The sequence below is a fragment of the Bacillus sp. C30 genome, from assembly GCF_040838255.1.
Classification (GTDB): Bacteria; Bacillota; Bacilli; order Bacillales; family Bacillaceae_G; genus Bacillus_A; species Bacillus_A mycoides.
Window position 1 is genome coordinate 21,438 of record NZ_JBFPJH010000002.1, and the last position, 25,813, is coordinate 47,250.

The following is a 25,813-nucleotide window of genomic DNA, read 5'->3' on the forward strand; positions in this document are numbered from 1 at the left end:
CCTTCTCCTAATTTAACACCCTTCGAATGGTTTAACAGATTTACTATACACGTCACTTTCCATACTGTATAATACATCTTTAATTATCAATTCATTCCTTTTGGTCTATAGAAAGGAGATTCGAAGTGGAACTTCTTCAATTAAAATACTTTCAGACAGTCGCACGAATAGAACATATGACAAAAGCAGCTGAAGAATTGCATATCGCGCAGCCTTCACTCAGTAAAACAATCGCTAGACTAGAAAAGGACTTAGGCGTCCCCTTATTTGATCGCCAAGGTCGACAGATTACATTAAACTCTTTCGGCAAAGTATTTTTAAAACGAGTAGAACGCATTTTTCATGAATTAAGTGAAGGGGAACGCGAAATTAAAGATTTAGCTGAATTACAACAAGGCTCTATTACACTTGCAGTTTCTATTCCAAGAATATTACCCGAGTTACTCGGTTCTTTTTTACTAGAACACCCTAACGTTCGATTCCAACAATTTCTCGCATCTACTCCTTCTATGAAACGGCAACTAGATAATATGGAAATTGATTTTTGTATCTCCTCTGTACCAATTGAAGGCGAGGAAATGGTTTGGGAACCACTTATCACAGAAGAAATTTTCTTAGCTGTTCCTTCAGGACATCGGTTATCAAACCGCGAAAGTATCTATTTGCATGAAGTAAAAGACGAATCGTTTATTAGTATGAACACTGGTTACGGATTTCGCCACTTAACAGATGAATTTTGTAAAAAAGCTGGTTTCACTCCACATATCGCTTTTGAAGTAGATGAACCAACCGTGATTAGCGATCTCATTAAGCAAGGTCTTGGCATCGCCTTTGTCCCAAGTTTAACTTTATTAAAAAACTCTACTTTAGCATCAAATAAGTTACGTATTATTGAACCTAATTGCGAACGAACTATCGGCTTAAGTTGGTCGAAGAAGCGCTATTTATCAAACACCGCCCAGCAATTTCGTGAATTCGTGATTGATTACTTCTCCAATATTAGGGCGTAAAATTATATCGCTTTACAAACAAATAACGACACAAATAAAAGGTACCATCCCCATAGGGTGGCACCTTCTATTTTTTACTCTTATCCAATTCCATTTCCGCTAAAAGCGGCAATACGTTATCAAAAATATGTGTATTATTATTCTCACCTGTTACATATCCACCATAATATCTACTAAATACATTATCATTTCGGAATGTAGTCATCCGCTCATACAATTCCTTCGCAAACTTTGTATCACCTGTTTGTAGTACGTACAAAATTGTTAATCCGTAAGATGCTGGTGATTCATAGTTCACAGCTTGTTTTCCCGTTTCTAAGTTATAACGACCATATAACTTTTCGTCTTCGCGAAATTTCTTCTTTATAAATTCCAAATAAGCATCTGATGAAAGACCGCCTAAACTACGATGATAAGCAACGTATGATTGATCAATAAGATTCACTTCTTTATCGTACGTAAATGTCCCATCATCTTTATACTCTTTCGGGAATGCCCAGCCCTGCCTTGGATAATCCGCTAAAAGCTGAACAACTTCCTGATACTGCTGTGCAGAAATTTTTCCATACTTTTTCATATAAGAGAATGCATGCGGATTTATGTAAGATGTTGTTGCAAAGTTATTTTGTTTTCCTGTATCTGCATCGTAATAATCAACGTAATAATTACCTTTTTTATTATAACGAAGTACAGAATCACTCAATTGATCTGCAAGGTTTTTATAGCGATCTTCCTTGTACATTTCATAAGCACGATATAATTGTTCTATAATACGAAGATCATCGATAAGTGCATTAGTAGCTGACTGCATTTCTCCCTTTTCAGAGATTTTCCATATAACGATGCGATCCTTGTGTACAAAGTTATTTTGAATAACCTTCACTTGTTCATCAAATAAAGCTTGATCATCTTTATCAAGTGTATATTGTAGCCATAACCCTGCAGATTCTGATAAAGCTTCACGGCCCTTCGCTTCACCCTTACCTGCCTTTGTATCCTCTAAGCGATACGTTGCAAGTGTTCCATTTTCATTCACCATATGTCGTAAAATAAAATGCTCGGTACGATTTCCTTGTAAAGCTGACCAAAATACAACTCCACCTAAAGCGATTAAGAAAATAACCCCAATCCCTATATATAAACGTTTTCGCAAGCTTTTCACCTCCTTTTAAGGCTAACCTTAATTTTACCAGAACATACGCAAATATAAAAAAGACAATCCTTTAGATTGTCTCTCTCACCTTATCCTTCGCAAGCCTCTTTAGAAGGTCTATATAGCGATTCCACAAGTCGATCATATTCACGACGCGTAATTTCTTTATTATACAACCTTAATAATAAATCTCTATGCTCTCTTGAAAATGCCATCTTTTTAATGACTTCAGGATACATAAAACACCCTCTCCATTTCACATAAACTTCTTCACCCCGGAAACAGAACTTACGTTCGCATAAAAGATTATAAAAGATTCAGCCCTAAAAAACAAATAAAATATTACCAAATATCAATTTCTTTCTTTTTAGAATATTTAAATATCACATTACCGTACTCATTTTTTAAATACATATATATTTTTGGTAGTTTTTTGAATAAATTTTCCAATTCAATCAGAAAATAATGGCAAAAAGAAGGGGAGTATACATATGGATACCGTAACATTAGCAAGGGCATTTTTTGGTTCTTCATTAGCATTCCACATTATCTTTGCAACGCTTGGAGTCGGGCTTTCTTTAATGATTTTTATAAGTGAAATACTCTATCACTGGAAGAAAGATTCCGACTATGCCATTATGGCAAAAAGATGGACAAAGGCTTTTGCTATCCTTCTCGGTGTAGCAATTCCAACTGGAACAATTGTTGGTGTACAAATTTCACTTCTTTGGCCTGGTTTCGCCAAAATTGTTGGGCAAGTTATTTCCGTTCCGTTTCAAATTGAGATTTTCGCCTTCTTTTTAGAGGCTTTATTCATGTCTATTTACGTATATGCGGCTGATAAACTACCTCCAGTTATGAGATTAATCTCGCTATTTTTCGTTATGATTGGCGCCACTGCATCCGCCGTGCTTATTACATCGGCAAACACATGGATGAATACACCTGCGGGATTTTCAATGAATCCAGATGGCTCAGTTTTTAACGTTGATCCGTGGAAAGCTTTCTTTAATCCGAGCTTTGGCACAAGTGCATTCCACGTCGTTATTACGGCCTATACAACTGGAGCAGCTGTTATTGCTTCTATCGCTGGATTTAAATTATTAAAGAAAAATTTAAGTGCTCGTGAAATTGCTTACCATAAAAAAGGATTACTGTTAGGGCTTGTCGTTACATTTATCACAGGTGCTACGATGTGGCTTTCAGGACATGAATCTGCTATTGCCTTACATAAACATTCACCTGAAAAACTAGCATCTGCTGAAGCTTTGTTTGAAACGACATCACACGCGCCTTTATCGATTGGCGGGGTTGTGGACCCTAACACACTTGAACTAAACTATGCCCTTGAAATTCCGAACATGCTTAGCTTATTAGTGGGACTAGACCCTAACACCGTTGTAAAAGGTCTAAAGGAATTCCCGCAAGAAACATGGCCACCATTTTACACACATACACTGTTCAATTTAATGGTCGGCACCGCTGCCTTTACCTTTGCAGTTGCAGCTATTGCCCTCTTATATTGGTACTTTGTTTACCGAAAAAAAGGAGTAGAGTTACCGAAGTGGCTTCTTTGGGGAGCTGCCGCCTGTGGACCCGTTATGTTGCTCGGTATTGAATTCGGATGGATTTTTAGTTGTAGTGGTCGTCAGCCATGGACAATTTATGGCATGCAACGCACGGTAGATGCTTCTACGCGCGCTGATTTCGTCGGTCCTTTATTTGTTTTATTCATCATTTTATATATCGGACTTGGTATTTTAACCGTCTTTGTACTACGGACATTCTTTAAGAAACATCCGTTAAAGAATGATTTACATCACGAAGGAGGCGATTCTCGTGCATGAGGAAAGCATTGCAATCATCATCTTATGGGCTCTTATTTTCGTATATAGCATATTAGGATCTATTGATTTTGGAGCTGGTTTTTGGGGCATGGTATACGCTAAACACCCGACGCTTGCTGCCAAGCTTGCTAATCGGTACTTATCACCAACTTGGGAAGTAACGAATACGTTTCTTGTCTTTGTCGTCGTTGCTTTTCTCGGTTTCTTCCCAAAAGCGGCCTTTACCCTTGCAACCGTTATGTTTGTACCAGTTATGTTAATTTTAGTACTCGTTGCGATTCGTAGTACATTTATGGTATTTGCTTACTCCCTGCCAAAATATCAACACCTTCTTCGGATTATTTCAGGTATTACCGGGCTCTTAATCCCAGCTCTATTAATTACCGTTCTGCCAGTTACAGAAGGTGCCTATATTACGATGTCTGAAGGAAAAGAAGTGCTCCTTTACGGAAAACTTCTTTCTAGTCCCGTTATTTATTGTTATATGCTCTTCGGACTAACTTCGGAACTATTTCTATCATCTCTCTTTCTTGCTGATTTTGCTAGGGAACAAGGTTCTGAAGATACGTACCGAATTTATAGAAGAAATGCCATCATACTTGGTCCTGCAACGCTCGTGACTGCTATTATCGCTCTCGTTGTAATGGACCCTGAAACACACTGGCTTATGCAAGGACTAATAAAGCAATTCCCATGGTTTACAGTCTCTATCATTTTATTTGTTATCGGATACTCTTCCCTTTGGTGGACAAATAAGAAATATGGCACACTAGGCTTTCCTCGCATTGCAGTTTTAGCTGTCGTCGCTCAATATGCATTTGCAAGCTACGCTTACGGCGTCGCCCATTTACCTTATATCATTTACCCGGACGTAACTGTATTTACAAGCTTTACGACGGTCGAAACATTCTATGCACTTCTTATTCTTTACGCAATCGGGATTGCAATTTTACTACCAGGATTTATTTTCTTCTGGAATTTATTCTTAAAAGATCGAACATTTTTAAAGGAAAAATAGTAAATTAGGGGCATTCACACATAGAATGCCCCTAATTTATTAGACTCCTCTCCTAATAGTTATTACACTACTCCTTATACTTGCCTTATTGCTCTAAATACACATATTCACTAGATTAAGGTAGATGCCTAGTTCTTCTTATTTTCTTTTGAATATAATGCTATATAAACTTGAGACAAGCTACATTTGTTCAAGGGAAAATAGAAAGGTAGGTTAAATATGAGCATTGAAATATGGATTACTATTATTGTATTCTTCTTAACGATGATTGTTATCTTTTGGCGACCTCGCGGTTTAAATGAGGCGTGGCCGGCAGCAGTCGGCGCTAGCATTATCCTCATTACTGGACTTGTATCAAAACCAGACGTCATGGACATTATAAGTAAAATCGGCGGTGCCTCTATAACGATATTAGCGACCATCGTTATGGCGGTTATATTAGAAAGCTTCGGCTTCTTCCACTGGTCCGCAGCGAAACTCGCAAATTTAGCGAAAGGTTCCGGACGACGCCTATACTGGTACATTCAATTACTATGTTTTCTTATGACTCTTTTATTTAATAATGACGGTAGTATTTTAATTACAACACCGATTTTGATTTTACTTCTGAAAAACCTTCAATTAAAACCTCATCAACAAATCCCTTATTTATTAAGCGGTGCTTTAATCGCCACTGCATCTAGTGCACCAATTGGTGTAAGTAATATTGTAAACTTAATTGCATTAAATATCGTCCACATGACTCTTTATATGCATACCGCTATGATGTTTGTACCTGCAACACTAGGACTACTGTTTATGTCATGGCTCATGTATACAGTTTTAAAGAAAAAACTTCCAGAAAGATTACCTGTTTCTTCATATGATATTGAAGAAATTTTCTTCACGAAAAACTTCCATCCGTTAAAAGGACAAAATTCTGTTAATACGAAACAAAAACGTACGAAATTCATGTTAAAAGTATTAGGATTCGTCTTCCTTATGCGCTGTCTTCTATTCGTTGCATCCTTCTTATCGATTCCAATCGAAATTGTTGCCGTACTCGGTTCACTCGTTCTTCTCATCTGGAGATGGTACTACTTACGAACAAACCCAGTCGATATTTTGAAAAAGACACCGTGGCACATTTTAATTTTCGCTTTCTCTATGTATGTAATTATTTACGGGCTTCATAACGCAGGGTTAACAGCGGCACTTGTAAGTTGGCTCGAACCAGTTGTAAGTCAGCATCTACTCTATGCCAGCTTTGCAATGGGCGGACTCGTTTCCCTCCTCTCTAACGTCTTCAATAACCACCCTGCACTTATGATTGGTACAATCACATTAACAGAAATGGGACTAGATCCAGTCACATTAAAAACTATCTATCTCGCAAATATCATCGGTAGTGACATCGGTTCACTATTATTACCAATCGGTACACTAGCTTCCCTCATTTGGATGTATATCTTAAGACAAAACAAAATTAAAGTGAAATGGAAAGATTATTTAAGCGTATCTCTCATCGTAATCCCACTCACAACAGTCGTCACATTATTCCTCTTATACTACTGGGTACAATTATTCTTCACCTTATAAAGTGAAACTTTATAAGGTGGGTGGGTGTTCATCCCCCACTGATTATTAGCCCGCACCAATCGGGCGTTTACGGGCAGTTTATCTCCCACCTAACTTCTTTGCTCCAGCCGAATTTTGAGGTGGGAGTTTTACTGCCCACAAATAGCGGGATAGACGACAGAAGCCCCCTTTGCTACCGTCTTAGCAAAGGGGGCTTCTTCTATATTTAAGTTAGGTACAGTGTGATCAATCAAGTAAAGAGGTGTAACGTATTATTGATATAAGTGACTACCAGTTTCTTTGAATTCTACCGCTTTCTCTTTCATTCCTTTTTCAATTGCTTCTGTCGTTTCTAAGTCATTTTCTTTCGCATATTCACGAATATCATGTGAAATTCTCATACTACAAAACTTTGGGCCACACATTGAACAGAAATGCGCTGTTTTCGCCCCTTCTGCTGGTAACGTTTCATCATGGTACTCCATCGCGCGTTCAGGATCTAAAGATAAATTAAATTGGTCGCGCCAACGGAATTCAAATCGTGCTTTTGAAAGTGCATCATCACGCTGATGAGCCGTTTTATGCCCTTTCGCAAGATCGGCTGCATGCGCAGCGATTTTGTACGTAATAACCCCTTCGCGAACATCATCTTTGTTTGGTAAACCTAAATGTTCTTTCGGGGTTACATAACAAAGCATCGCCGTTCCAAACCAGCCGATCATCGCAGCACCAATCGCTGAAGTAATATGATCATAACCTGGTGCAATATCTGTCGTTAACGGCCCAAGTGTATAGAACGGCGCACCCTGACAAATATCAAGTTCTTTCTCCATATTTTCTTTAATTAAATGCATCGGTACATGCCCAGGTCCTTCAATCATAACTTGCACATCATGTTTCCAAGCGATTTTTGTTAATTCACCAAGTGTCTCAAGCTCAGAAAACTGCGCTTCGTCATTTGCATCTGCAATAGAACCTGGACGTAATCCATCTCCAAGAGAAAACGAAACATCGTACTGCTTCATAATTTCACAAATCTCTTCAAAGTGAGTATATAGGAAGTTTTCTTTATGATGGAATAAACACCACTGCGCCATAATTGAACCACCGCGCGAAACAATACCTGTCATACGCTTTGCAGTAATTGGAATGTAACGAAGTAATACACCAGCGTGAATCGTGAAGTAATCAACGCCTTGCTCCGCCTGCTCAATTAACGTATCACGATATACTTCCCACGTTAAATCTTCTGCAATTCCGTTTACTTTTTCAAGCGCTTGATAAATCGGCACAGTTCCAACTGGTACCGGAGCATTACGAATAATCCACTCACGTGTTGTATGAATGTTTTTACCTGTAGATAAATCCATAATCGTATCTGCACCCCAGCGAGTCGCCCACGTCATCTTCTCTACTTCTTCTGCAATAGAAGACGATACAGCAGAGTTTCCGATATTTGCATTTACCTTCACGTGAAAATTACGTCCAATTATCATCGGTTCCGCTTCAGGATGGTTAATGTTCGCCGGCAAAATCGCACGACCTTCTGCAATCTCCTTACGAACAAATTCAAGCTCTACCCCTTCACGAATCGCAACATATTCCATCTCAGACGTAATAATGCCATTACGCGCATAATGCATTTGCGAAACATTTGCACCTTGCTTCGCTCTAAGCGGCTTACGATCCATTTGCGGGAAAACAGGTGTATGTTTTGAAGCCACTTTCACACCGTCATCCTCAGGTTTAATTTCGCGTCCTTCATAAGCTTCCACATCACCACGCCCCAAGGTCCAAGAGTGGCGCGGCGTTGGAATCCCTTTTTCCAGCTCCACTTTATACTCTGGATCTGTATAAGGTCCACTCGTATCATACACACGGATTGGTGGATTTTGAACACCGTTCGTATCGCTTTGTTCAATCTCGCGCATTGGTACTTTCATACCTTCACGTGTTCCATCCACATACACTTTCTTACTTCCTGGTAAACTCGATTTCAATTCAATTTGCTCAGCAGAAACAGACTGTTTCATAACCTTTATTGCCCCCTGTTCGTGACAAGGACGAGATATGGCCAGCGCATGCCAAAATAAAAAGAGCCAGGTCCATAAAAGAATAAGGACCTGGCTCATAAAGACATAATTATGTAAAGCCGTTAACTTCCCTACGCTGGTACGAGCCAGATCAGGTCCAAAGGGTTAAGAAGTTCACACGCTTCTCTCTCAGCCTACGCATACGTTAGGCACCCCTAGTTTATCACTGATTTAATTTTCAATACTTTCCCATCATACACTATAATCTGAAAAATGCAAAGTTTATTTCTTTTGTTGTTTACGGAATCATCCAAGTTAAATAATAAGCCTGCACATACGTCATAATCCCAACAATAGTAACGAAGAATAAACTATGCTTCAATGTAAAGCGGAACAAATCTGACTCTTTCCCAGCAAGTCCAACTGCCGCACAAGCAATCGCAATTGATTGCGGAGAAATCATTTTACCTGTTACACCGCCCGTTGTATTTGCTGCAACAAGAAGCACTTCAGATACACCGACTTGCTGCGCTGTAATTGCTTGTAAATTCGAGAACAGTGCGTTCGCTGACGTATCTGATCCTGTTAAGAATACGCCAATCCATCCTAAGAATGGCGAGAAGAACGGGAATAGTCCGCCAGTTCCTGCAAGTGCTAACGCTAATGTAGAAGATAAACCAGAATAGTTTGCGATAAATGCAAATCCTAATACGAATCCAATAGATAGAATTGGCATTTTTAGTTCGTTTAACGTTTCTTTAAATGTTGCTACTGCATCTTTTGCACTCATTTTTAAAATAAAGATAGAAATGATACAAGCAATTAAAATTGCTGTTCCAGTCGCTGATAAAATATCTAATTTCAAGATTGCTTCATAAGGTGTTGGTTTATTTACAATCGGCTCTGCCTTCATTACTAAATTGTGCAAGCTTGGAACTTCAAATTTAAATACGAGACTTTCTAAAGCGCCGCCTGGAGCGAATAATGCTTTAAAGAAACTTTGGCTCCAAATGACTACCATCACAGTTAAAATAATGAACGGAGACCATGCTTTTACTACTTTTCCTACCGTTAGTTTCGGCATAGATGTCGCCGTCGTCGTTGCTGCTACTTCACTATTCGCTTCTTTAGACTGATAAATTTCTTTCGGCTGCCAAACTTTTAAGAATAGCGATAAACTTACTAAACTTACAAGCGCTGACGTAATATCCGGAAGTTCTGGCCCTAAAAACGTCGCTGTAATAAACTGTGTAATTGCAAATGAACTACCCGCAACAAATAAAGCAGGCCACGTTTGTCTTACTCCTTTAAAGCCATCCATTAAAAATACGATAAAGAACGGAACAAATAAAGATAAAAACGGTAATTGATGCCCAGCCATTTGTCCAATTTTATGCGGATCAATGCCTGTTACTTGTCCAGCAACTGTAATCGGAATCCCCATCGCTCCGAACGCTACTGGTGCAGTATTTGCGATTAAACAAAGACCTGCTGCATATAAAGGATTTAGCCCAAGACCTGCAAGAAGTGCTGCCGTAATCGCTACTGGTGCACCAAATCCTGCTGCCCCTTCCAAAAATGCTCCAAATGAAAACCCGATTAAGATAACGAGTAAACGATGGTCATTCGTAATTGATAATACAGATGCACGAATGACATCAAATTGACCTGTTTTCACAGAAATTTTATATAAAAATACTGACATAATGATAATCCACGCAATCGGCCATAACCCGTATAAGAAACCGTATCCGGTCGCTGCCATTGCCATTGTGAATGGCATTTTATATGCAAATAACGCCACCAAAATTGTAAGTACAACTGTAATAAATCCTGCCACATACCCCTTCATGCGGAAAACTGCTAAAGCTAAGAAAAAAAAGATAATCGGAATAAGTGCGACCGCCGCAGAAATCCAAATGTTCCCGAACGGATCATAAACTTGTGTCCATGTGTTCATTGTTCTCTCCCCCTAAAGAATCCCCTTTTAAATAGAATAACCTCATCAATAGACTATCAGGTCATCATACCTTTGAGTCTAAAAATAAAAACGTTTCAGAAAACGTTTTCAATAACTTCTTTTATACTTTATCATATCATTTTCCATTAAAAAATATTTTTTTGAAAATTTTATCATTTAACAAAAAATCTTACAAAAACGTCACGTTCTTGTAATGTTCATCGATAGTAAGCTTGCAAAAATTACTGCATAATAATAGTATAACAACGGACATTATTTATGAGGTGATATATATGAATGGAAACAAAATATTAGCTGCTTTATCGTACTTTAGTGTACTATTTGCCCCTATCTTATTCCCAATTATAGTTTGGATTGTGGGCGATGCTGAAACAAAACCACACGCGAAACGTGCGCTATGGACACACATTATCCCAAGTATCGCTACATTAATTGGCTTAACTATTTTGGGTATTATGGGCCTTGGATCTGATCAGCCCGATCTAACACTTGGAATCGGTGCAATGATTGTCTTATGTATTTGCGGAATCGTTAGCTTATATTACTTCGTTTGGAACATCGTAAAAGGTATTAAAGTACTAAAAGCTTAATCTTAAACAAACGTTTGATTAAAAAGGACACTTGCAAATTGCAAGTGTCCTTTTCCCGATTCGTGAGGGCTAATAATCGGTGGGGATGAACACCCCACTAATTAAAGTTTCACTTTATCTTCTGCGTTTCTTCTTTTTTCTCATCATTTTCTTTCGGCGCGTATTCACTTTATCCGCTATAATGTGGAGCGTACTCGCCACAACAACCCCCATTACAAACGTTACAATTTCAACCTCGTGTTCCTTCGCAATTTCTATTAAATTTCCACCGAATGCGATTATATTTAATAGGAATAAAAACGGAGAAAACACGATTAACATGTATGCAATACGAATAATATCACCAATTATAATCGTATGTGTGAAGAAGGAACGATGGGGCATTACGCTCCTATATGGATACCAAAAAATGCGGAGGAATCCCCATTTATTATACGCATTACTGTACGTATCTAAATCCGGTGTTAAAAATGAAGTACCTACTAAAAAGCCAATTGCAAAAGTTAATAAAAAATCAAAACTTGTTAATCCATACGAAAAGAGCATAAACAAAACAACCGGAAGGGATATTAAATTTATTTTCGTATGCGTTCTTCCTGATGGCATAATGCACTTCCTCGCTTACGTTCGCCCTGTCATCCTATGACAGTTCTCACCTATTGATCTAATTTTTGATCGATAAATGATGTGTCTATATCCGAACCAAACCATTCTGCCAACTTCACTCGTGACTTATCTTTCACATCTTCATTTACGTATATCGATGCTTGTAATAGTGCGGCCATTAACGCACCTAAATCATCCGTATAACCGACTCCAGCAATGAAATCTGGAATGGCATCAATCGGTGCAATGAAATAAGCAAGTGCTCCGATTACAATAATTTTCACTCGTTTTGGAACATCCGGTCTTTGCAACACGTAAAACAACAATAAACTCGCATAGATTACCGACTGCCCTGCCTGCTTCGCAACATGTTTTATTTTCTTCCAAAACGCTTCAACTGAAAATTTTTGTTTCATTCAAAAGCCTCCCTATTTTCAAAAGAAATAAGCTACAATATGTTATGTTATCAGTAAAAGTTCATCAAAATTACACATAATCTATCAATGAAATTTCATTGTAACAAACAAAACCAAAAAGAACAAGTGTTCGTTAATTTTTTCATATTTTCCTTCATATAATAGTTTTCTAGACAACCACTTAAAGATTTCCATTCCATATTTCTCAACCAAAAAACTTTCAATTCCGCTTAACATTCTTTTCTATTTTTGTTATATTTTCTAGTTGACGGGCATATAAACGAATGTTAAAGTTTTCTCTGGTAGTGACAAATCACATACAAAAAATGTAAAATGTTATAGTGTTTCTCAGAAATGAATTTTGTTGTATAATACAGAAATGACGTTATGCTTATGAGCAGCACAAGAAACCAAAAAGGGTATGCATAGTTAAAGTCGTATATGGGTGAATATAGAAACTCTAATTATGGCCAAGAAAACTATGTATTTTTTATTTTAACATTTTTCGCTCCAAAATCGACCAAGCCTGATAGAGAAAGGGTGGAAATGAATGAAAGAAACCATGAAATCACAATTTCAAAATGTGCGTTTTACTTTATTCGTAGCTTTGGCCGTATGGCTAAAATCCTACATCATTACACGCACTAGCTTCGATTTAAAACTTGAATCGTTCATGCAAGAATTCATTTTATTCATTAGTCCATTAGCAGCATCATTACTGTTTGTGGGTCTTGCATTATTTGCAAAAGGGAAAAAACGTAACTATATAGCACTAGGAATTAACTTTATCTTAACGTTCATTCTTGTTGGTAACGTAATGTTCTACGGATTCTACAATGACTTCGTTACTTTACCAGTACTAGGACAAACGTCTAATTTCGGAAGTTTAGGTTCTAGTGTGAAAGAATTATTTAACTACAAAATCATCCTTGCATTTGCGGATATTATCGTATTCTTCGTTCTATTGAAGAAGAAGAAAGATTTTGCACCGACAGAACGTGTAGCGCGTCCGATGCGTTCTCTATACTTCGTGTCAACGGTTGCTATTTTCTGCGTAAACCTAGGATTTGCAGAAGCTGAGCGTCCAGAACTATTAACACGTTCATTCGACCGCGTTATGCTTGTTAAAAACTTAGGATTATATGTACACCAAGCATACGATCTTGGCTTACAAGCAAAATCAAGTTCACAAAAAGCGTTTGCTGATGGTAGTAAATTACAAGAAACAGAAAACTACGTGAAAACAACACAAAGTAAACCAGATCCAAATATGTTTGGTACTGCAAAAGGGAAAAACGTAATTGTTGTCTCTCTTGAATCATTACAAACATTCTTAATTGGTGCGCAAGTTAACGGACAAGAAGTTACACCATTCCTAAACCAATTTGCGAAAGAAAGTTATTACTTCGATAACTTCTTCCATCAAACTGGGCAAGGTAAAACGTCTGATGCTGAATTCTTAGTAGATACTTCAATGTATCCACTAGACCGTGGTGCTGTATTCTTCACACACGGTAATAACGAATATACAGCAACTCCAGAAATTTTGCGTCAGCAAGGATATCACACATCAGTATTCCACGCGAATAACGCAACGTTCTGGAACCGTAACATTATGTATCCGGCACTTGGTTATGATCGTTACTACAACGAGCTTGACTACAAAATTACGCCAGAAACAAAATTAAATTGGGGATTAAAAGATATCGAATACTTCGATCAATCTATCGATATGTTAAAAGAAGTGAAGCAACCGTTCTATACTCGCTTCCTTACTTTAACAAACCATTACCCATTCACTTATGATGACAGTACGAAATTAATCGATGAATACAATTCTGGTGATGGCGTATTTGACCGTTACATGGTAACTGCTCGCTATTTAGACGAAGCAATGAAACACTTTATTGAGCGTCTAAAAGCAGAAGGTATTTACGACAACTCAGTTATCGTATTCTACGGTGATCACTATGGTATTTCTGAAAACCATAACCGTGCAATGGCACAGTTCTTAGGAAAAGAAGAAATCACTACATTTGACCATATGAACTTACAAAAAACACCGATGTTTATTCACGTTCCAGGTCAAAAAGAAGGTAAAACAACTTCAAAACCAACTGGTGAAATTGATATTAAGCCAACAATTCTAAACTTACTTGGTGTAGATTCTACGAATCAAATTCAATTCGGTCATGATGTATTCTCACCAGAAAATAAAGGATTCGTTGTTCTTCGTGACGGTAGCTTCGTTACAGATAAGTACATGTACACGAACAGTACATTCTACGACCGTACTACTGGCGAAGTTGTGCAATTACCGAAAGAAGAATCTCAACCACTAATTGATCGTGCCCAAAATGAATTGAACATGTCTGACAAAATCATTGAAGGTGACTTACTTCGCTTCTCTGAAAGTAACAAGATCAAAACTGGTGAAGTAAAGACAGCTATTAAAGAAGAAAAGAAGAGCGCTGAGTAATCTCAGCCTCTTTTTTTATTTTCTGCTATCCTTCCTCTCCTATTCATTAACTTTAAAATTACATAACCTTCACCTAATATTTACACCACATTAACGAAACATCTTTATAATAAAATATGTAAATAAGATTCCACATATTTCTTATCTCTCATCTTCAATAGGATCCCTTAGAGAAATGTGTGCATCATTTGTTTTCAACTTTCTTATAATTGTCTTTCCAAGTGTTTTGTTTGCATAAATGAAACCTTTAAAGACGATGTCCCTATGAATGATAGCTACCCTCCTTGTGCAGCATTCCATACGAATGTTGCTTTTTTTTTTCAAAAAGCAGGATTCTTATTTCTCATTTCCGAATTTGTATATACAAAATGCTATAAAGTGAAACTTTAATCAGTGGGTGTTTTGTTCATCCCCCACTGATTATTAGCCCTCACCAATCGGGCGTTTACGGGCAGTTAATGCAGGATAAATCACCACTACTTCTCTGTGATTTACAAATACATATACGTCATATGTAGAGAATTGCTTACATAAAAATTACTATAGTGATTTTTATTCATGTACTAACGAAAGGATGGGACGAAAATTGGCATACGAAAGATTTGTACTATGGAATGATGCAGTTATTGATACAACAAAACATCGCGCGTACATAGAACTTGAAGAAAGAGGTTTACAATTTGGTGATGGCGTCTATGAAGTTATTCGCCTTTATAACGGAAACTTTCACTTATTAGACCCACATTTAACAAGATTATATCGATCCCTTGAAGAAATAGAATTATCACTTCCTTTCTCAAAAGCCGAACTCATCATCTTACTCTACAAATTAATTGAAAACAATAATTTCCACGAAGACGGAACAATTTACTTACAAATATCTCGTGGTGTACAAGCTCGAGCACATGCATTTTCATATGACATATCTCCGACAATCTATGCTTATATTTCAAAAAAAGAAAGACCATCTTTATGGATTGAATACGGTGTACGTGCTATATCAGAACCTGATACACGCTGGCTCCGCTGTGATATTAAATCGTTAAATTTATTACCAAATGTATTAGCTTATACGAAAGCTGAACGCAAAGGTTGTAAAGAAGCACTTCTCGTACGAAATGGTATTGTAACTGAAGGTAGCCACTCTAACTTCTTTCTTATAAAAAACGGAACACTGTATACGCATCCAGCCAATCACCTTATTTTAAACGGCATTATTCGTCAGTACGTCCTTTCTTTAGCTAACACTCTTCAACTTCCTGTAAAGGAAGAGCTTTTCAGCGTTCGCGATGTTTATCAAGCAGATGAATGCTTCTTTACGGGAACGACTATTGAAATTTTACCGATGACCCATCTCGATGGAACTGCGATTCAAGATGGTCAAGTTGGCCCTATCACCAAATTACTACAAAGGTCATTTTCTCAAAGCCTTTTAAAATCCAACAGCACATCTTCCTAAATACGAATAATCTTCTCATTTTCCACATCAAATATATGTATTTAAATGGAAATCAAGGTGCAGATTTATACCTTGATTTTTTTTTGTAACCTTTTTGTCATATTCAGATTACCACATAAGTCTTGACAGTAATCGACATGCTCTTTAGAATTTTTAACAGTTGGTAAATATTTCTTCACTACATTACAGACAGAAAGGAATCGACAAATTATGAAAAAATACCTTGCCGGTCTTGCGGCAGTGTCTGTAGCAGGAGGAGCAGCTCCTACACTTGATAGTGTTCAAGCTGCCCCTGAACAAAATACACAAAAAGCTGCTACACAAACTGTCCAAGCTTCCGCATCAAACAGTTCATCCTATACGGTGAATGCTAGCGTACTACATGTTCGTGCAGGATCAAGTACTTCTCACGATGTTATCTCTCGCGTTTATAATGGTCAATCATTAAACGTAATTGGAGAAGAAAATGGTTGGTTCAAAATTAACCATAATGGACAAACAGGCTATGTCAGTGGCGAGTTTGTATCAAAAAATGGTGCAAAAACAAATACCACTGTAAGTACAGGCGGAAACAATAAAGTTACTGCTGATGTATTACGTGTACGTACAGCTCCTAACACTTCTAGTTCTGTTTCAGGACGTGTATATGAAGGACAAACTTTAAACGTAATTGGAGAAGAAAATGGTTGGGTGAAAATCAACCATAACGGACAAACTGGTTATGTTAGTAGCCAATTTGTATCAGGCGCTTCTTCAAATACTGGCTCTACAAGCAATAACAACAATAGTAACAATGAAGCAACTGTTCAACCAGCAAGTGGAAACTATACAGTAAATGTATCTTCCCTTCGCGTTCGTACAGGTCCTAGCACTTCTCATCCAACTGTAGGTTCTGTTAAACAAGGACAAGTAGTACAAGTTGTAGGCGAAGTTCAAGATTGGTTCAAAATCAATTACGCAGGACAAACAGCTTACTTAAGCAAAGACTACGTAACAAAAGGCGGTTCTAACGAAAACGTCACTCAAGGTAACAACCAAGAGCAAAATAATAATGGAACTGTTCAAACTGGCGGTACTTACGTTGTTAACGCAACATCTCTACGTGTTCGTACAGGCCCTGCTGCTTACCATAGTGTAATTGGCGGCGTGTTAAATGGTACAACATTAAACGTAGTTGGATCTGAAAACGGCTGGTTTAAAGTAAACTACCAAGGAAAAACAGGCTATGTTAGTAGCGAATTTGTAAAATTCGTTAAAGGTGGCACTGCTACTCCTGAACAACCGAAACAACCTGATCAAGGTGCAATTGGTGACTACTACATTAATGCTTCTGCACTAAATGTACGTAGCGGCGAAGGTACAAATTATAGAATCATAGGCGCACTTCCACAAGGACAGAAGGTTCAAGTAATCTCTGAAAACTCTGGATGGAGCAAAATTAACTACAACGGTCAAACTGGTTACATCGGAACACGTTTCCTATCTAAAACACCAGTTGGTGGCGCAGTAGATAATAAGCCTAACGACAACCAAAATAACAATCAAAACAATAACAACAACAATACTAATAATAGCGGTGATAGTTCTTCTCTACTTGCATACGCGAAATCTATGCAAAGCGTACCATACGTTTGGGGCGGTACTTCTGCTAACGGTGTTGACTGCAGTGGTTACATCTACCACGTATTTAAGAAATTTGGTCATAACATTAGCCGTCAAAGTGTTGCTGGATATTGGAGCAGCTTACCACAAACTTCAAGTCCACAACCTGGAGACTTAATTTATTTCAAAGATACTTATAAAGCAGGTCCTTCTCACATGGGTATCTACCTTGGCGGGGGATCATTCATCCAATCTGGAGATAAAGGTGTAGCAATCGCTTCATTAAACAACTCTTATTGGAAAAGCCATTTCTTAGGGTATACGAAAGCACCTTAAGTTATAGTTTCAGAGCCTTCTAGTTTACTAGAAGGCTCTTTTTAAAAGACTCAACATAGTAATCCCCTTTCATTCTCTCTACGAAAAAATTATGCGTTCATTCTCCTATTTCATACACCATATTCTATAAAAATTGTCCAAAACGTTATCATAATGAATATATTTCAACAAAAAACATAACATATTTCATGTCTATTCATTTTATATGTGTTTTTTCAAAGAATTTTCTTTTTATTTAAACTTTTCGTTAGACGTTTGACCTCCGATGTCCATTATGATAAGTTACTTAAGATGTTATATTCGCAAAAGTATAGACAACTGGTTTATACACTTTTTTACTATGAGGAAGGAGCATACACTGCATGAATGTTTTATGGGGAATTGGCGGCGTGATTGGAGTATTAGCAATTGCTTTCTTACTATCTTCCAACCGCAAAGCTATTAATTGGCGCACAATTTTAATCGCGCTAGCATTACAAATGACATTTTCATTTATCGTATTACGATGGGATGCTGGAAAAGCAGGCTTAAAAGTTGCTGCTGACGGCGTTCAAGGATTAATTAATTTTTCTTACGAGGGAATTAGGTTCGTTGCTGGGGATTTAGTCAACGCAAAAGGCCCTTGGGGATTTGTTTTCGTTATTCAAGCACTACTTCCAATCGTATTTATTAGTTCATTAGTAGCAATCTTATATTACTTAGGTATTATGCAGAAATTCGTTAGTATCATTGGTGGTGCATTAAGCAAGCTTCTTGGAACTTCTAAAGCAGAAAGCTTAAATGCAGTAACAACTGTATTTTTAGGACAAACAGAAGCACCAATTTTAATTAAACCATACTTAGCACGTTTAACTAACAGTGAATTCTTCACTATTATGGTAAGTGGTATGACAGCTGTTGCCGGATCGGTTCTTGTCGGATATGCAGCAATGGGAATTCCATTAGAACATTTATTAGCAGCAGCAATTATGGCAGCTCCATCAAGTTTATTAATCGCAAAACTAATTATGCCAGAAACAGAAAAAGTAGATAATAACGTTCAACTTTCAACAGAGCGTGAAGACGCAAACGTTATCGATGCAGCTGCACGCGGTGCATCTGAAGGTATACAACTTGTTATTAACGTAGCTGCAATGCTAATGGCTTTCATCGCATTAATCGCTTTATTAAATGGCTTATTAGGATGGGTTGGTTCTTGGTTCGATATTAAACTTAGCCTTGATTTAATCTTCGGTTACTTATTATCACCATTTGCAATCTTAATCGGGGTTTCACCCGGCGAAGCTATACAAGCAGCAAGTTTCATCGGTCAAAAACTTGCAATCAACGAATTCGTTGCATATGCAAACTTAGGACCACACATGGCAGAGTTCTCTGCAAAAACAAATATGATTTTAACATTTGCAATCTGTGGTTTTGCAAACTTCTCTTCTATCGCAATTCAATTAGGTGTAACAGGAACGTTAGCTCCTACTCGCCGTAAACAAATTGCACAATTAGGGATTAAAGCAGTTATCGCTGGTACACTAGCGAACTTCTTAAACGCAGCAGTTGCAGGTATGATGTTCCTATAAAGTGAAACTTTAATCAGTGGGGGTTTTCTTCATCCCCCACTGATTATTAGCCTTCACCAATCGGGCGTTTTCGGGCAGTTGAACTCCCACCTAACTTCTTTGCTCCAGCCGAATTTTATGGTGGGAGTTTTACTGCCCACAAATAGCGGGATAAACTCATGTAAAGTCTCCTCTTTTAAAGAGGAGGCTTTTTTATATAACATAAATATAATTTTCGTATATATTAAATACTTTATGTATAGATGTATAGACGCTATGTTACAATAATTAGTATGTCTGTTTATTTTTTCTTGTACAAGAGGGATACTACCTGATGTCGCTCGCTAAAAAAAGACTTCCAGCTACATGGTCCATTTCTTAATAATTGTGCATACTACAAATATCCAGCACGAATTAGCTTTAAGGAGGAACGTTTCGTGAAAGATAAGTCCTATAAAGTCCTCTCTATGTGGATTTTACAAATTTTATTTTATTTTACTACTGTACATGTGACGAAATATGAGCACGCGCTCATTTTTACAATTATATATGTCATCATAAATGTACTATTCCTATTTTTAGCTGATAAAACAGCATTTATTTTCTTCATACTAGGAACAATCATTTCAGTATTCTATTTATTTTATCAAGCGTGGCTTCACTTATGGAGTACATCAGATCAATGGGAATATATTATTACCCACTTCCTGATGGCAGCTAACTTCTTCATTGTTTATATTTCAACCCATCTATTAAAAAAGGTTATCCTTAAAAATAAAGAGTTAACTGAACGAGTGAGAGTGCTTGAGCAATACATTGGAGAATCAAAATTATTAACAAGACAAGAATTCGAAAGACGACAAGCTTTATTAACAACTGCGATGAATCGTCGTAATGAAACAGGCATTATCATTTTCTTCGATTTCACTTCCTTTAGTAAATATACGAAGGAAAGTGTCATGGATCGTGTAGCTTCATTATTAGTTAATACAGTCAGAACTGACTTTGACCTTGCTGCTGAATATGACAGTAACACATTAGTCATTTTATTACAAAACACAAATGAAGCCGGTGCTGAAATTGTAATGAACCGTCTACATCCAAAAATGGAGCAATGGCTTGCTGCTGAAGCAATTCAAGATATTAAAATAAAACGAGAACAAATCAATGCAAAGGGACATATCACATTATGATGACACTCGTTATGCTTCTTTTATTTATTTTGTTTTGTGTACTTGTTTTCTGGATCAGCATCACATTTTCAATTAAATATGTATTGATTTTTACCGCCTTTCTATTCTCTGCTTTACTCGTTTATTACTCTTTCTTAACAATTGCGGGCTTAATTCATCGAAATAGTAAACGAAAAAATCGTACGCTAGAACATTATCCAAGTGTAGATATTTTAATACCTGCCCATAATGAAGGCGTCGTTATTAAAGATACATTAGAAGCAATGGCAAAGATTGAATACCCAGGCAAACTAAACGTTTATTTATTAAACGATAACTCTCAAGATGAAACACCTGAAATTGGCGATGATTTCGACAAAGCTTATGCTCATATTCATCACATTCGTGTACCACCTGGCGAACCGAAAGGAAAATCTCGTGTATTAAACTACGGCCTTAGCATTTCGGATGGTGAATATTTCTGTGTTTACGATGCAGATAATCAACCTGAACCACATGCACTGCGAATGCTCGTAGAACATGCTGAAACAACCCAGGATGCCGTTGGAGCAGTTGGACACGTTCGTACAGTAAATGAGAAAAGAAATTGGCTTACACGAATGATTTCATTAGAATTTCAGATTTTCCAGCTCCTTATGCAATCTGGACGCTGGCTATTATTCCAAACAGGTTCACTGACCGGAACAAACATGCTTCTTCGTCGTTCTGCATTAGAAGAGCTTGGCGGCTATGATCCTTATGCAATTGCAGAGGATGCCGAATTAACATTAAGGATTACCCAAAAGGGCTATCTCTTACCAATCGTCCCGGAATGATTACATGGGAACAAGAACCTGAGCATTTAAAAATTCTTATTAAACAGCGGACACGTTGGCTTCAAGGAAACTTATACATTTTAGAAAAAATGTTTTCTTCATTAAGCTTTTTTAAAGGGAAACTTCTCGTCCATTCCTTACAACAAGTTTTAGTGTATGTCGTATTTTGGCTATTCCTAATCATTTCAAACGTTTGGTTTATAATTGGACTGCTCGGGATATTCCAAATTCAATATAGCATTCCATTACTATTTATGTGGTATGTCGCATATATTACATATGTTTCTCAATTATTTAGTGCCCAGAGCGTCGAACGAACCTTTACACCGACCAATATTTTCATAAGCGTCATTATGTACTTTACGTACGCACAGCTCTTTACGTATTTGTTTATTCGCAGTCTCATTCTTTACTTACGTGCAAAGAGCAAGAAACAAGTAATTGGTTGGGATAAAACAGTACGATTTAAAAAAGAAAAATAGATTTCATTAAAAAATAAGCACAGAGCGCCGTATGCTCTGTGCTTATTTTTTACCGTAATACTATATATATCAGACAATACCCCTTAGCTGAAAGTTATTTCACGTCCATCCCCCAACGAACGATCGACCTTCATTTATATACGAAAAAGTGATTGCTATTTTTGTAGAACCAATTGCTTCTCTTGATGCTCTTTACGAGTTTCGGTCTTTGGTTCCGTGCTTTCTTGGGCATTTCGATGTGCCACACGTTTCAAACAAATATGCTTCCACTTTCTTTCGTAACGTTTCATTATTCTAGTTGTCCCCCTTGAATGCGCTTTAAAACTATTTGAAATCGCTTACAGGAAATAATATAGCACATATACATAAAAGTAACAACACATTTCCGACATATTTTTGTCAAAAATATGAATATAATGTGTAAAATATCGGATATTGTCGAACTATATCGATTTTTCTTTTTGAATTACCGATATCTATAGTATTCCGTAACAAAGTAATGCTTTTCCTACAATAGTATAGAACAGTGAAAAAGGACTGCCGACATTCGACAGTCCTAATACTATTTATATATACAGAATTTTTTTCTTCTATTATTAATGTTGTTTCATACGTCCTTCTTTTTGCAACTCTTTAAATAGTGCTGCAATCATAAAGAAAATAACAAATACGAACGGGAAGGCCGCAATAATCGACGCAGTTTGCAGCGCCTCTAATCCTCCGACATACAATAAGATCGAAGCTAACGCCGCTAGAACAATACCCCAAACCATTTTAATACGGTTTGGTGGGTTTAAGCTACCATGTGTCGTTAACATCGCTAGAACAAACGTAGCAGAGTCTGCCGATGTAATAAAGAATGTTGAAATAAGTAAAATAGCTAACACACATAAAGCCGGTCCTATACTACCCATCTGGTCTAACATAGCAAACAATCCTACTTCTGTGCCCATTTCTTTAATTTGTCCATATATATTTGCACCATCAAATAGCTCCATGTGAATACCTGTTCCTCCGAAAACAGAGAACCAAAGCGCACCAATTACTGTTGGTACGAGTAACACACCAACAACAAATTCACGAATTGTACGCCCGCGTGACACACGAGCAATAAACGTACCTACGAATGGTGACCATGCAATCCACCATGCCCAGTAGAAAATTGTCCATGACTGAATCCATTGATTTCCACCTTCATTTAATGGACTTAAACGGAAACTCATACTTGGCAATTCTTGAATGTATGAACCGATTGTTGAAGTGAAATAATTCATAATAAAGTTTGTTGGACCTGCAAATAATACAATTATCATAAGTGCAAACGCTAAAATAATATTCGCATTACTTAAATATTTAATTCCTTTATCGAGTCCCGTTTGCGCAGATAGCATATAAAGAACAGTTACAATTCCGATGATTACTAGCTGTGTCGGTAATGAGTTTGGAATGGATGTTAAATAACTAACACCACCCGCAATTTGCTTTGCCCCAAGTCCTAATGATGTCGCCACACCAAACACTGTCGCAAATACAGCTAGAACATCAAACATATGGGCAATACGGCCATGTTCACCGCCTTTAAATAGCGGACCCACTGTCGCACTAATTGTACTTGCTCTTCCTTTTCTAAATGTAAAATACGCAATACATAATGCTACAAGTGCATATAATCCCCACGGATGTAATCCCCAATGGAAAAATGAGAAACGAAGTGCAAGACGTGCACTCTCTTCAGTCGCACCCTCTCCAAACGGAGGTGTGTATAAATGGTTCAACGGTTCTGCGACGCCCCAGAAAACCAAACCGATTCCCATACCGGCACTAAATAACATAGCAAACCATGTCATATAACTATAATCAGGTTCATCATCATCTTTACCTAAACGAATCGAACCGTACTTAGAAACAATTAAGAAAATAGCAATTCCTAAGAAAATAGAAACGGAAATAATATAGAACCATCCAAACTTACTAACTAACGCAGCTTGAATTACAGTCGTTACATTTCCTAAGCTACCTTTTCCAATAATAGATTCGGGAATAATCCCCCAAAGTGTAAATGCAATACATAATGTTAATGAGACAATAAATGTTTTCGTCAGTTTCCTCATCAAATCCCCCTTCGTATGTTTCATTTCTTGTAAAAATCATAAATTCCGATATGTTAAATCGGATAGAAAACCATAGTTTTTTGTGGTGATTTTCTTTCGGCTCTCTCAAGTTTGCCTTCACCAATTAGAGTTCTTATGGACAGCCTTACCTTCCGTACAACCTTTCCACTCTGCAAGAGCTACAAGATTGGAATACTACTGTCAAATTGTGTGAGAAAAATGCGGATGGGAAGAGATTTTCCCAAAAAAGGATGTGTTACAGTTTTAAAAAAGGGCAGATTTATTCTTTACAACCCTTTCTTCTTGTAACAATTATGCGGTTTTTTGCTAGTATATAGCGCGTGTTTATAACTTCACAAACGAGATGTTTATGTTTATATAACTATATTACCCATAAAACGTTAAAATACTCAAGGAATGTAACTGTATAGTAATCATTATGTAACACTCCTGTAATGTTTTTATTTGCACCGAAAAAAATATGTTGTATTAAATATTTTGAATATAACTAGAAACCTACTAATTATATGGAATGAAAAACGCTTTCCTCTCATTCTAGCTATATTACAAAGTGTTAACGACTTATTACGAATGGTTTGTAATTGTGTGTTTTCCCAAAATCCGAAAAAATCTGTTGCTATAATGAGGACACGAAAACAAACGCAATGGAGGCTATCATGAAAAAATTAATTGGAATAGCAACAGCAGCAGTTTTTGGTCTTGGGATTTTCACCGCATCTGCTAATGCAGAAACTGTTGTAACAACAGACGTACTAAACGTACGAGAAAACCCTACTACTGAATCAAAAGTTGTCGGTAAATTACAGAATGGTCATAAATTAGATGTTCTAAATACAGAAAACGGATGGTCACAAATCAAATTAGATGGTAAAGACGCATTCGTAAGTGCAGAGTTTACAAAGAACTCTTACTATGTAACAGCTAACGTATTAAATGTACGTGCTGAAGCGAACACAAACTCAGAAATTCTTGGAACGCTTAAGAAAGACGATATGATCGAAACAACGAACCAAGTACAAAATGAGTGGTTACAATTTGAATATAACGGGAAAACAGCTTATGTTCATGTTCCTTTCTTAACAGGTACAGCACCTGTTATTGAGAAACAGGAAACACCTGCACCAGTAAAAACAGCTGCTAAGCCTGCTGTGAAAGCTGCTGAAACCAGCGAACCTTCTAATGGTCGTGAGTTAACAGTTGTAGCTACAGCATATACAGCTCATCCGAGCGAAAACGGTGGCACATACGGCGGCCGTGTATTAACTGCAATGGGTCATGACCTAACAGCGAACCCAAACATGAAAATGATCGCTGTTGACCCGAAAGTAATCCCATTAGGATCTAAAGTATGGGTAGAAGGTTATGGAGAAGCAATCGCTGGTGATACTGGCGGTGCAATTAAAGGTAACCGTATCGACATTCTACTTGGATCAGATAGCGCTGCTAACAAATGGGGACGCAAAACTGTTAAAGTGAAAATTTTAAAATAACCAATGACTGCTAAATTACAGCCGGTTCTCTTTATTGAGAGCTGGCTTTTATTTTTTTATA

The 25,813-nt window shown here is 37.3% G+C and carries 19 protein-coding genes, 1 pseudogene and 1 riboswitch; of the genes and pseudogenes, 12 read left to right on the forward strand and 8 right to left on the reverse strand.

From position 1 onward, the window contains the following. The first annotated feature begins 125 nt into the window (after positions 1 to 125). Entirely contained in the window at positions 126 to 1,010 is an 885-nt protein-coding gene (locus AB3X49_RS00475) for a LysR family transcriptional regulator (protein ID WP_367960114.1), read from the forward strand. A gap of 67 nt (positions 1,011 to 1,077) precedes the next feature. Here the strand turns inward: AB3X49_RS00475 and AB3X49_RS00480 are convergent, their stop codons facing one another. Continuing rightward, entirely contained in the window at positions 1,078 to 2,163 is a 1,086-nt protein-coding gene (locus AB3X49_RS00480) for a transcriptional regulator (RefSeq protein ID WP_367960115.1), read from the reverse strand. Between the two features lie 89 nt (positions 2,164 to 2,252). Beyond that, positions 2,253 to 2,402 carry a hypothetical protein gene (locus AB3X49_RS00485; RefSeq protein WP_367960116.1) on the reverse strand — a complete coding sequence of 50 codons (150 nt, stop codon included), beginning with the start codon at positions 2,400 to 2,402 and terminating at the stop codon, positions 2,253 to 2,255. A 252-nt stretch (positions 2,403 to 2,654) separates the two neighbouring features. On the opposite strand from AB3X49_RS00485, the gene cydA reads away from it, so the two are divergent. The 3 genes from cydA to AB3X49_RS00500 all read left to right on the forward strand — a co-directional run bounded on the left by cydA (position 2,655) and on the right by AB3X49_RS00500 (position 6,606). After that, the gene (gene cydA / locus AB3X49_RS00490; RefSeq protein WP_002034780.1) at positions 2,655 to 4,010 is read left to right on the forward strand and encodes a cytochrome ubiquinol oxidase subunit I; all 1,356 of its coding nucleotides are present in this window, start codon (positions 2,655 to 2,657) and stop codon (positions 4,008 to 4,010) included. Beyond that, on the forward strand, positions 4,003 to 5,028 hold the full coding sequence (locus AB3X49_RS00495; RefSeq protein ID WP_002089640.1) for a cytochrome d ubiquinol oxidase subunit II: 1,026 nt from the start codon (positions 4,003 to 4,005) through the stop codon (positions 5,026 to 5,028). The genes cydA and AB3X49_RS00495 overlap by 8 nt, the downstream gene beginning before the upstream one ends. A 219-nt stretch (positions 5,029 to 5,247) precedes the next feature. Next, complete coding sequence (locus AB3X49_RS00500) at positions 5,248 to 6,606, forward strand: arsenic transporter (protein WP_002166444.1); 1,359 nt, start codon at positions 5,248 to 5,250, stop codon at positions 6,604 to 6,606. Positions 6,607 to 6,857: 251 nt separating this feature from the next. Here AB3X49_RS00500 and thiC read toward each other — a convergent pair whose 3' ends face one another. Together thiC and lldP are read right to left on the reverse strand one after the other, a co-directional pair. Then, positions 6,858 to 8,618, reverse strand: coding sequence for a phosphomethylpyrimidine synthase ThiC (gene thiC / locus AB3X49_RS00505; protein ID WP_367960117.1), 1,761 nt, complete (start codon positions 8,616 to 8,618; stop codon positions 6,858 to 6,860). 111 nt (positions 8,619 to 8,729) lie between these two features. Further along, a riboswitch (TPP riboswitch) is annotated at positions 8,730 to 8,845 on the reverse strand. A 71-nt stretch (positions 8,846 to 8,916) separates the two neighbouring features. After that, positions 8,917 to 10,578 (reverse strand): L-lactate permease, encoded by a 1,662-nt coding sequence (gene lldP / locus AB3X49_RS00510; protein ID WP_367960118.1) that lies wholly within the window; start codon positions 10,576 to 10,578, stop codon positions 8,917 to 8,919. A 293-nt stretch (positions 10,579 to 10,871) separates the two neighbouring features. Between lldP and AB3X49_RS00515 the strand changes: the two genes are divergently transcribed. Beyond that, positions 10,872 to 11,189 carry a magnetosome magnetite crystal formation protein family gene (locus AB3X49_RS00515; protein WP_367960119.1) on the forward strand — a complete coding sequence of 106 codons (318 nt, stop codon included), beginning with the start codon at positions 10,872 to 10,874 and terminating at the stop codon, positions 11,187 to 11,189. Positions 11,190 to 11,303: 114 nt separating this feature from the next. Here AB3X49_RS00515 and AB3X49_RS00520 read toward each other — a convergent pair whose 3' ends face one another. Both AB3X49_RS00520 and AB3X49_RS00525 read right to left on the reverse strand, forming a co-directional pair. After that, a complete protein-coding gene (locus AB3X49_RS00520) occupies positions 11,304 to 11,795 on the reverse strand; it encodes a metal-binding protein (protein ID WP_367960121.1) in 492 nt (163 codons plus the stop codon). Between the two features lie 50 nt (positions 11,796 to 11,845). Then, positions 11,846 to 12,211, reverse strand: a complete 366-nt coding sequence (locus AB3X49_RS00525; RefSeq protein WP_002089647.1) for a YkvA family protein — start codon at positions 12,209 to 12,211, stop codon at positions 11,846 to 11,848. Positions 12,212 to 12,761: 550 nt separating this feature from the next. Here AB3X49_RS00525 and AB3X49_RS00530 point away from each other — a divergent pair. From AB3X49_RS00530 to AB3X49_RS00555, 6 genes and pseudogenes are all read left to right on the forward strand, one after another. Further along, positions 12,762 to 14,690 (forward strand): LTA synthase family protein, encoded by a 1,929-nt coding sequence (locus AB3X49_RS00530; protein WP_367960123.1) that lies wholly within the window; start codon positions 12,762 to 12,764, stop codon positions 14,688 to 14,690. A 574-nt stretch (positions 14,691 to 15,264) separates the two neighbouring features. Then, complete coding sequence (locus AB3X49_RS00535) at positions 15,265 to 16,149, forward strand: D-amino-acid transaminase (protein WP_367960124.1); 885 nt, start codon at positions 15,265 to 15,267, stop codon at positions 16,147 to 16,149. A 210-nt stretch (positions 16,150 to 16,359) separates the two neighbouring features. Continuing rightward, entirely contained in the window at positions 16,360 to 18,087 is a 1,728-nt protein-coding gene (locus tag AB3X49_RS00540; RefSeq protein WP_367960125.1) for a C40 family peptidase, read from the forward strand. Between the two features lie 362 nt (positions 18,088 to 18,449). Next, positions 18,450 to 19,661 carry a NupC/NupG family nucleoside CNT transporter gene (locus AB3X49_RS00545; RefSeq protein ID WP_105585661.1) on the forward strand — a complete coding sequence of 404 codons (1,212 nt, stop codon included), beginning with the start codon at positions 18,450 to 18,452 and terminating at the stop codon, positions 19,659 to 19,661. A gap of 416 nt (positions 19,662 to 20,077) precedes the next feature. Further along, the gene (locus AB3X49_RS00550) at positions 20,078 to 20,833 is read left to right on the forward strand and encodes a dGTP triphosphohydrolase (RefSeq protein ID WP_367960126.1); all 756 of its coding nucleotides are present in this window, start codon (positions 20,078 to 20,080) and stop codon (positions 20,831 to 20,833) included. Next, positions 20,830 to 22,130: pseudogene (locus AB3X49_RS00555) on the forward strand (glycosyltransferase family 2 protein). The gene AB3X49_RS00550 and the pseudogene AB3X49_RS00555 overlap by 4 nt, the downstream one beginning before the upstream one ends. Positions 22,131 to 22,285: 155 nt before the next feature. Here AB3X49_RS00555 and AB3X49_RS00560 read toward each other — a convergent pair. Together AB3X49_RS00560 and opuD are read right to left on the reverse strand one after the other, a co-directional pair. After that, positions 22,286 to 22,420 carry a hypothetical protein gene (locus AB3X49_RS00560; protein WP_002068447.1) on the reverse strand — a complete coding sequence of 45 codons (135 nt, stop codon included), beginning with the start codon at positions 22,418 to 22,420 and terminating at the stop codon, positions 22,286 to 22,288. A 306-nt stretch (positions 22,421 to 22,726) separates the two neighbouring features. Further along, positions 22,727 to 24,241, reverse strand: a complete 1,515-nt coding sequence (gene opuD / locus AB3X49_RS00565; protein ID WP_367960127.1) for a glycine betaine transporter OpuD — start codon at positions 24,239 to 24,241, stop codon at positions 22,727 to 22,729. Between the two features lie 677 nt (positions 24,242 to 24,918). On the opposite strand from opuD, the gene AB3X49_RS00570 reads away from it, so the two are divergent. Then, a complete protein-coding gene (locus AB3X49_RS00570) occupies positions 24,919 to 25,752 on the forward strand; it encodes a cell wall-binding protein EntA (RefSeq protein ID WP_367960129.1) in 834 nt (277 codons plus the stop codon). Positions 25,753 to 25,813 lie beyond the last annotated feature (61 nt).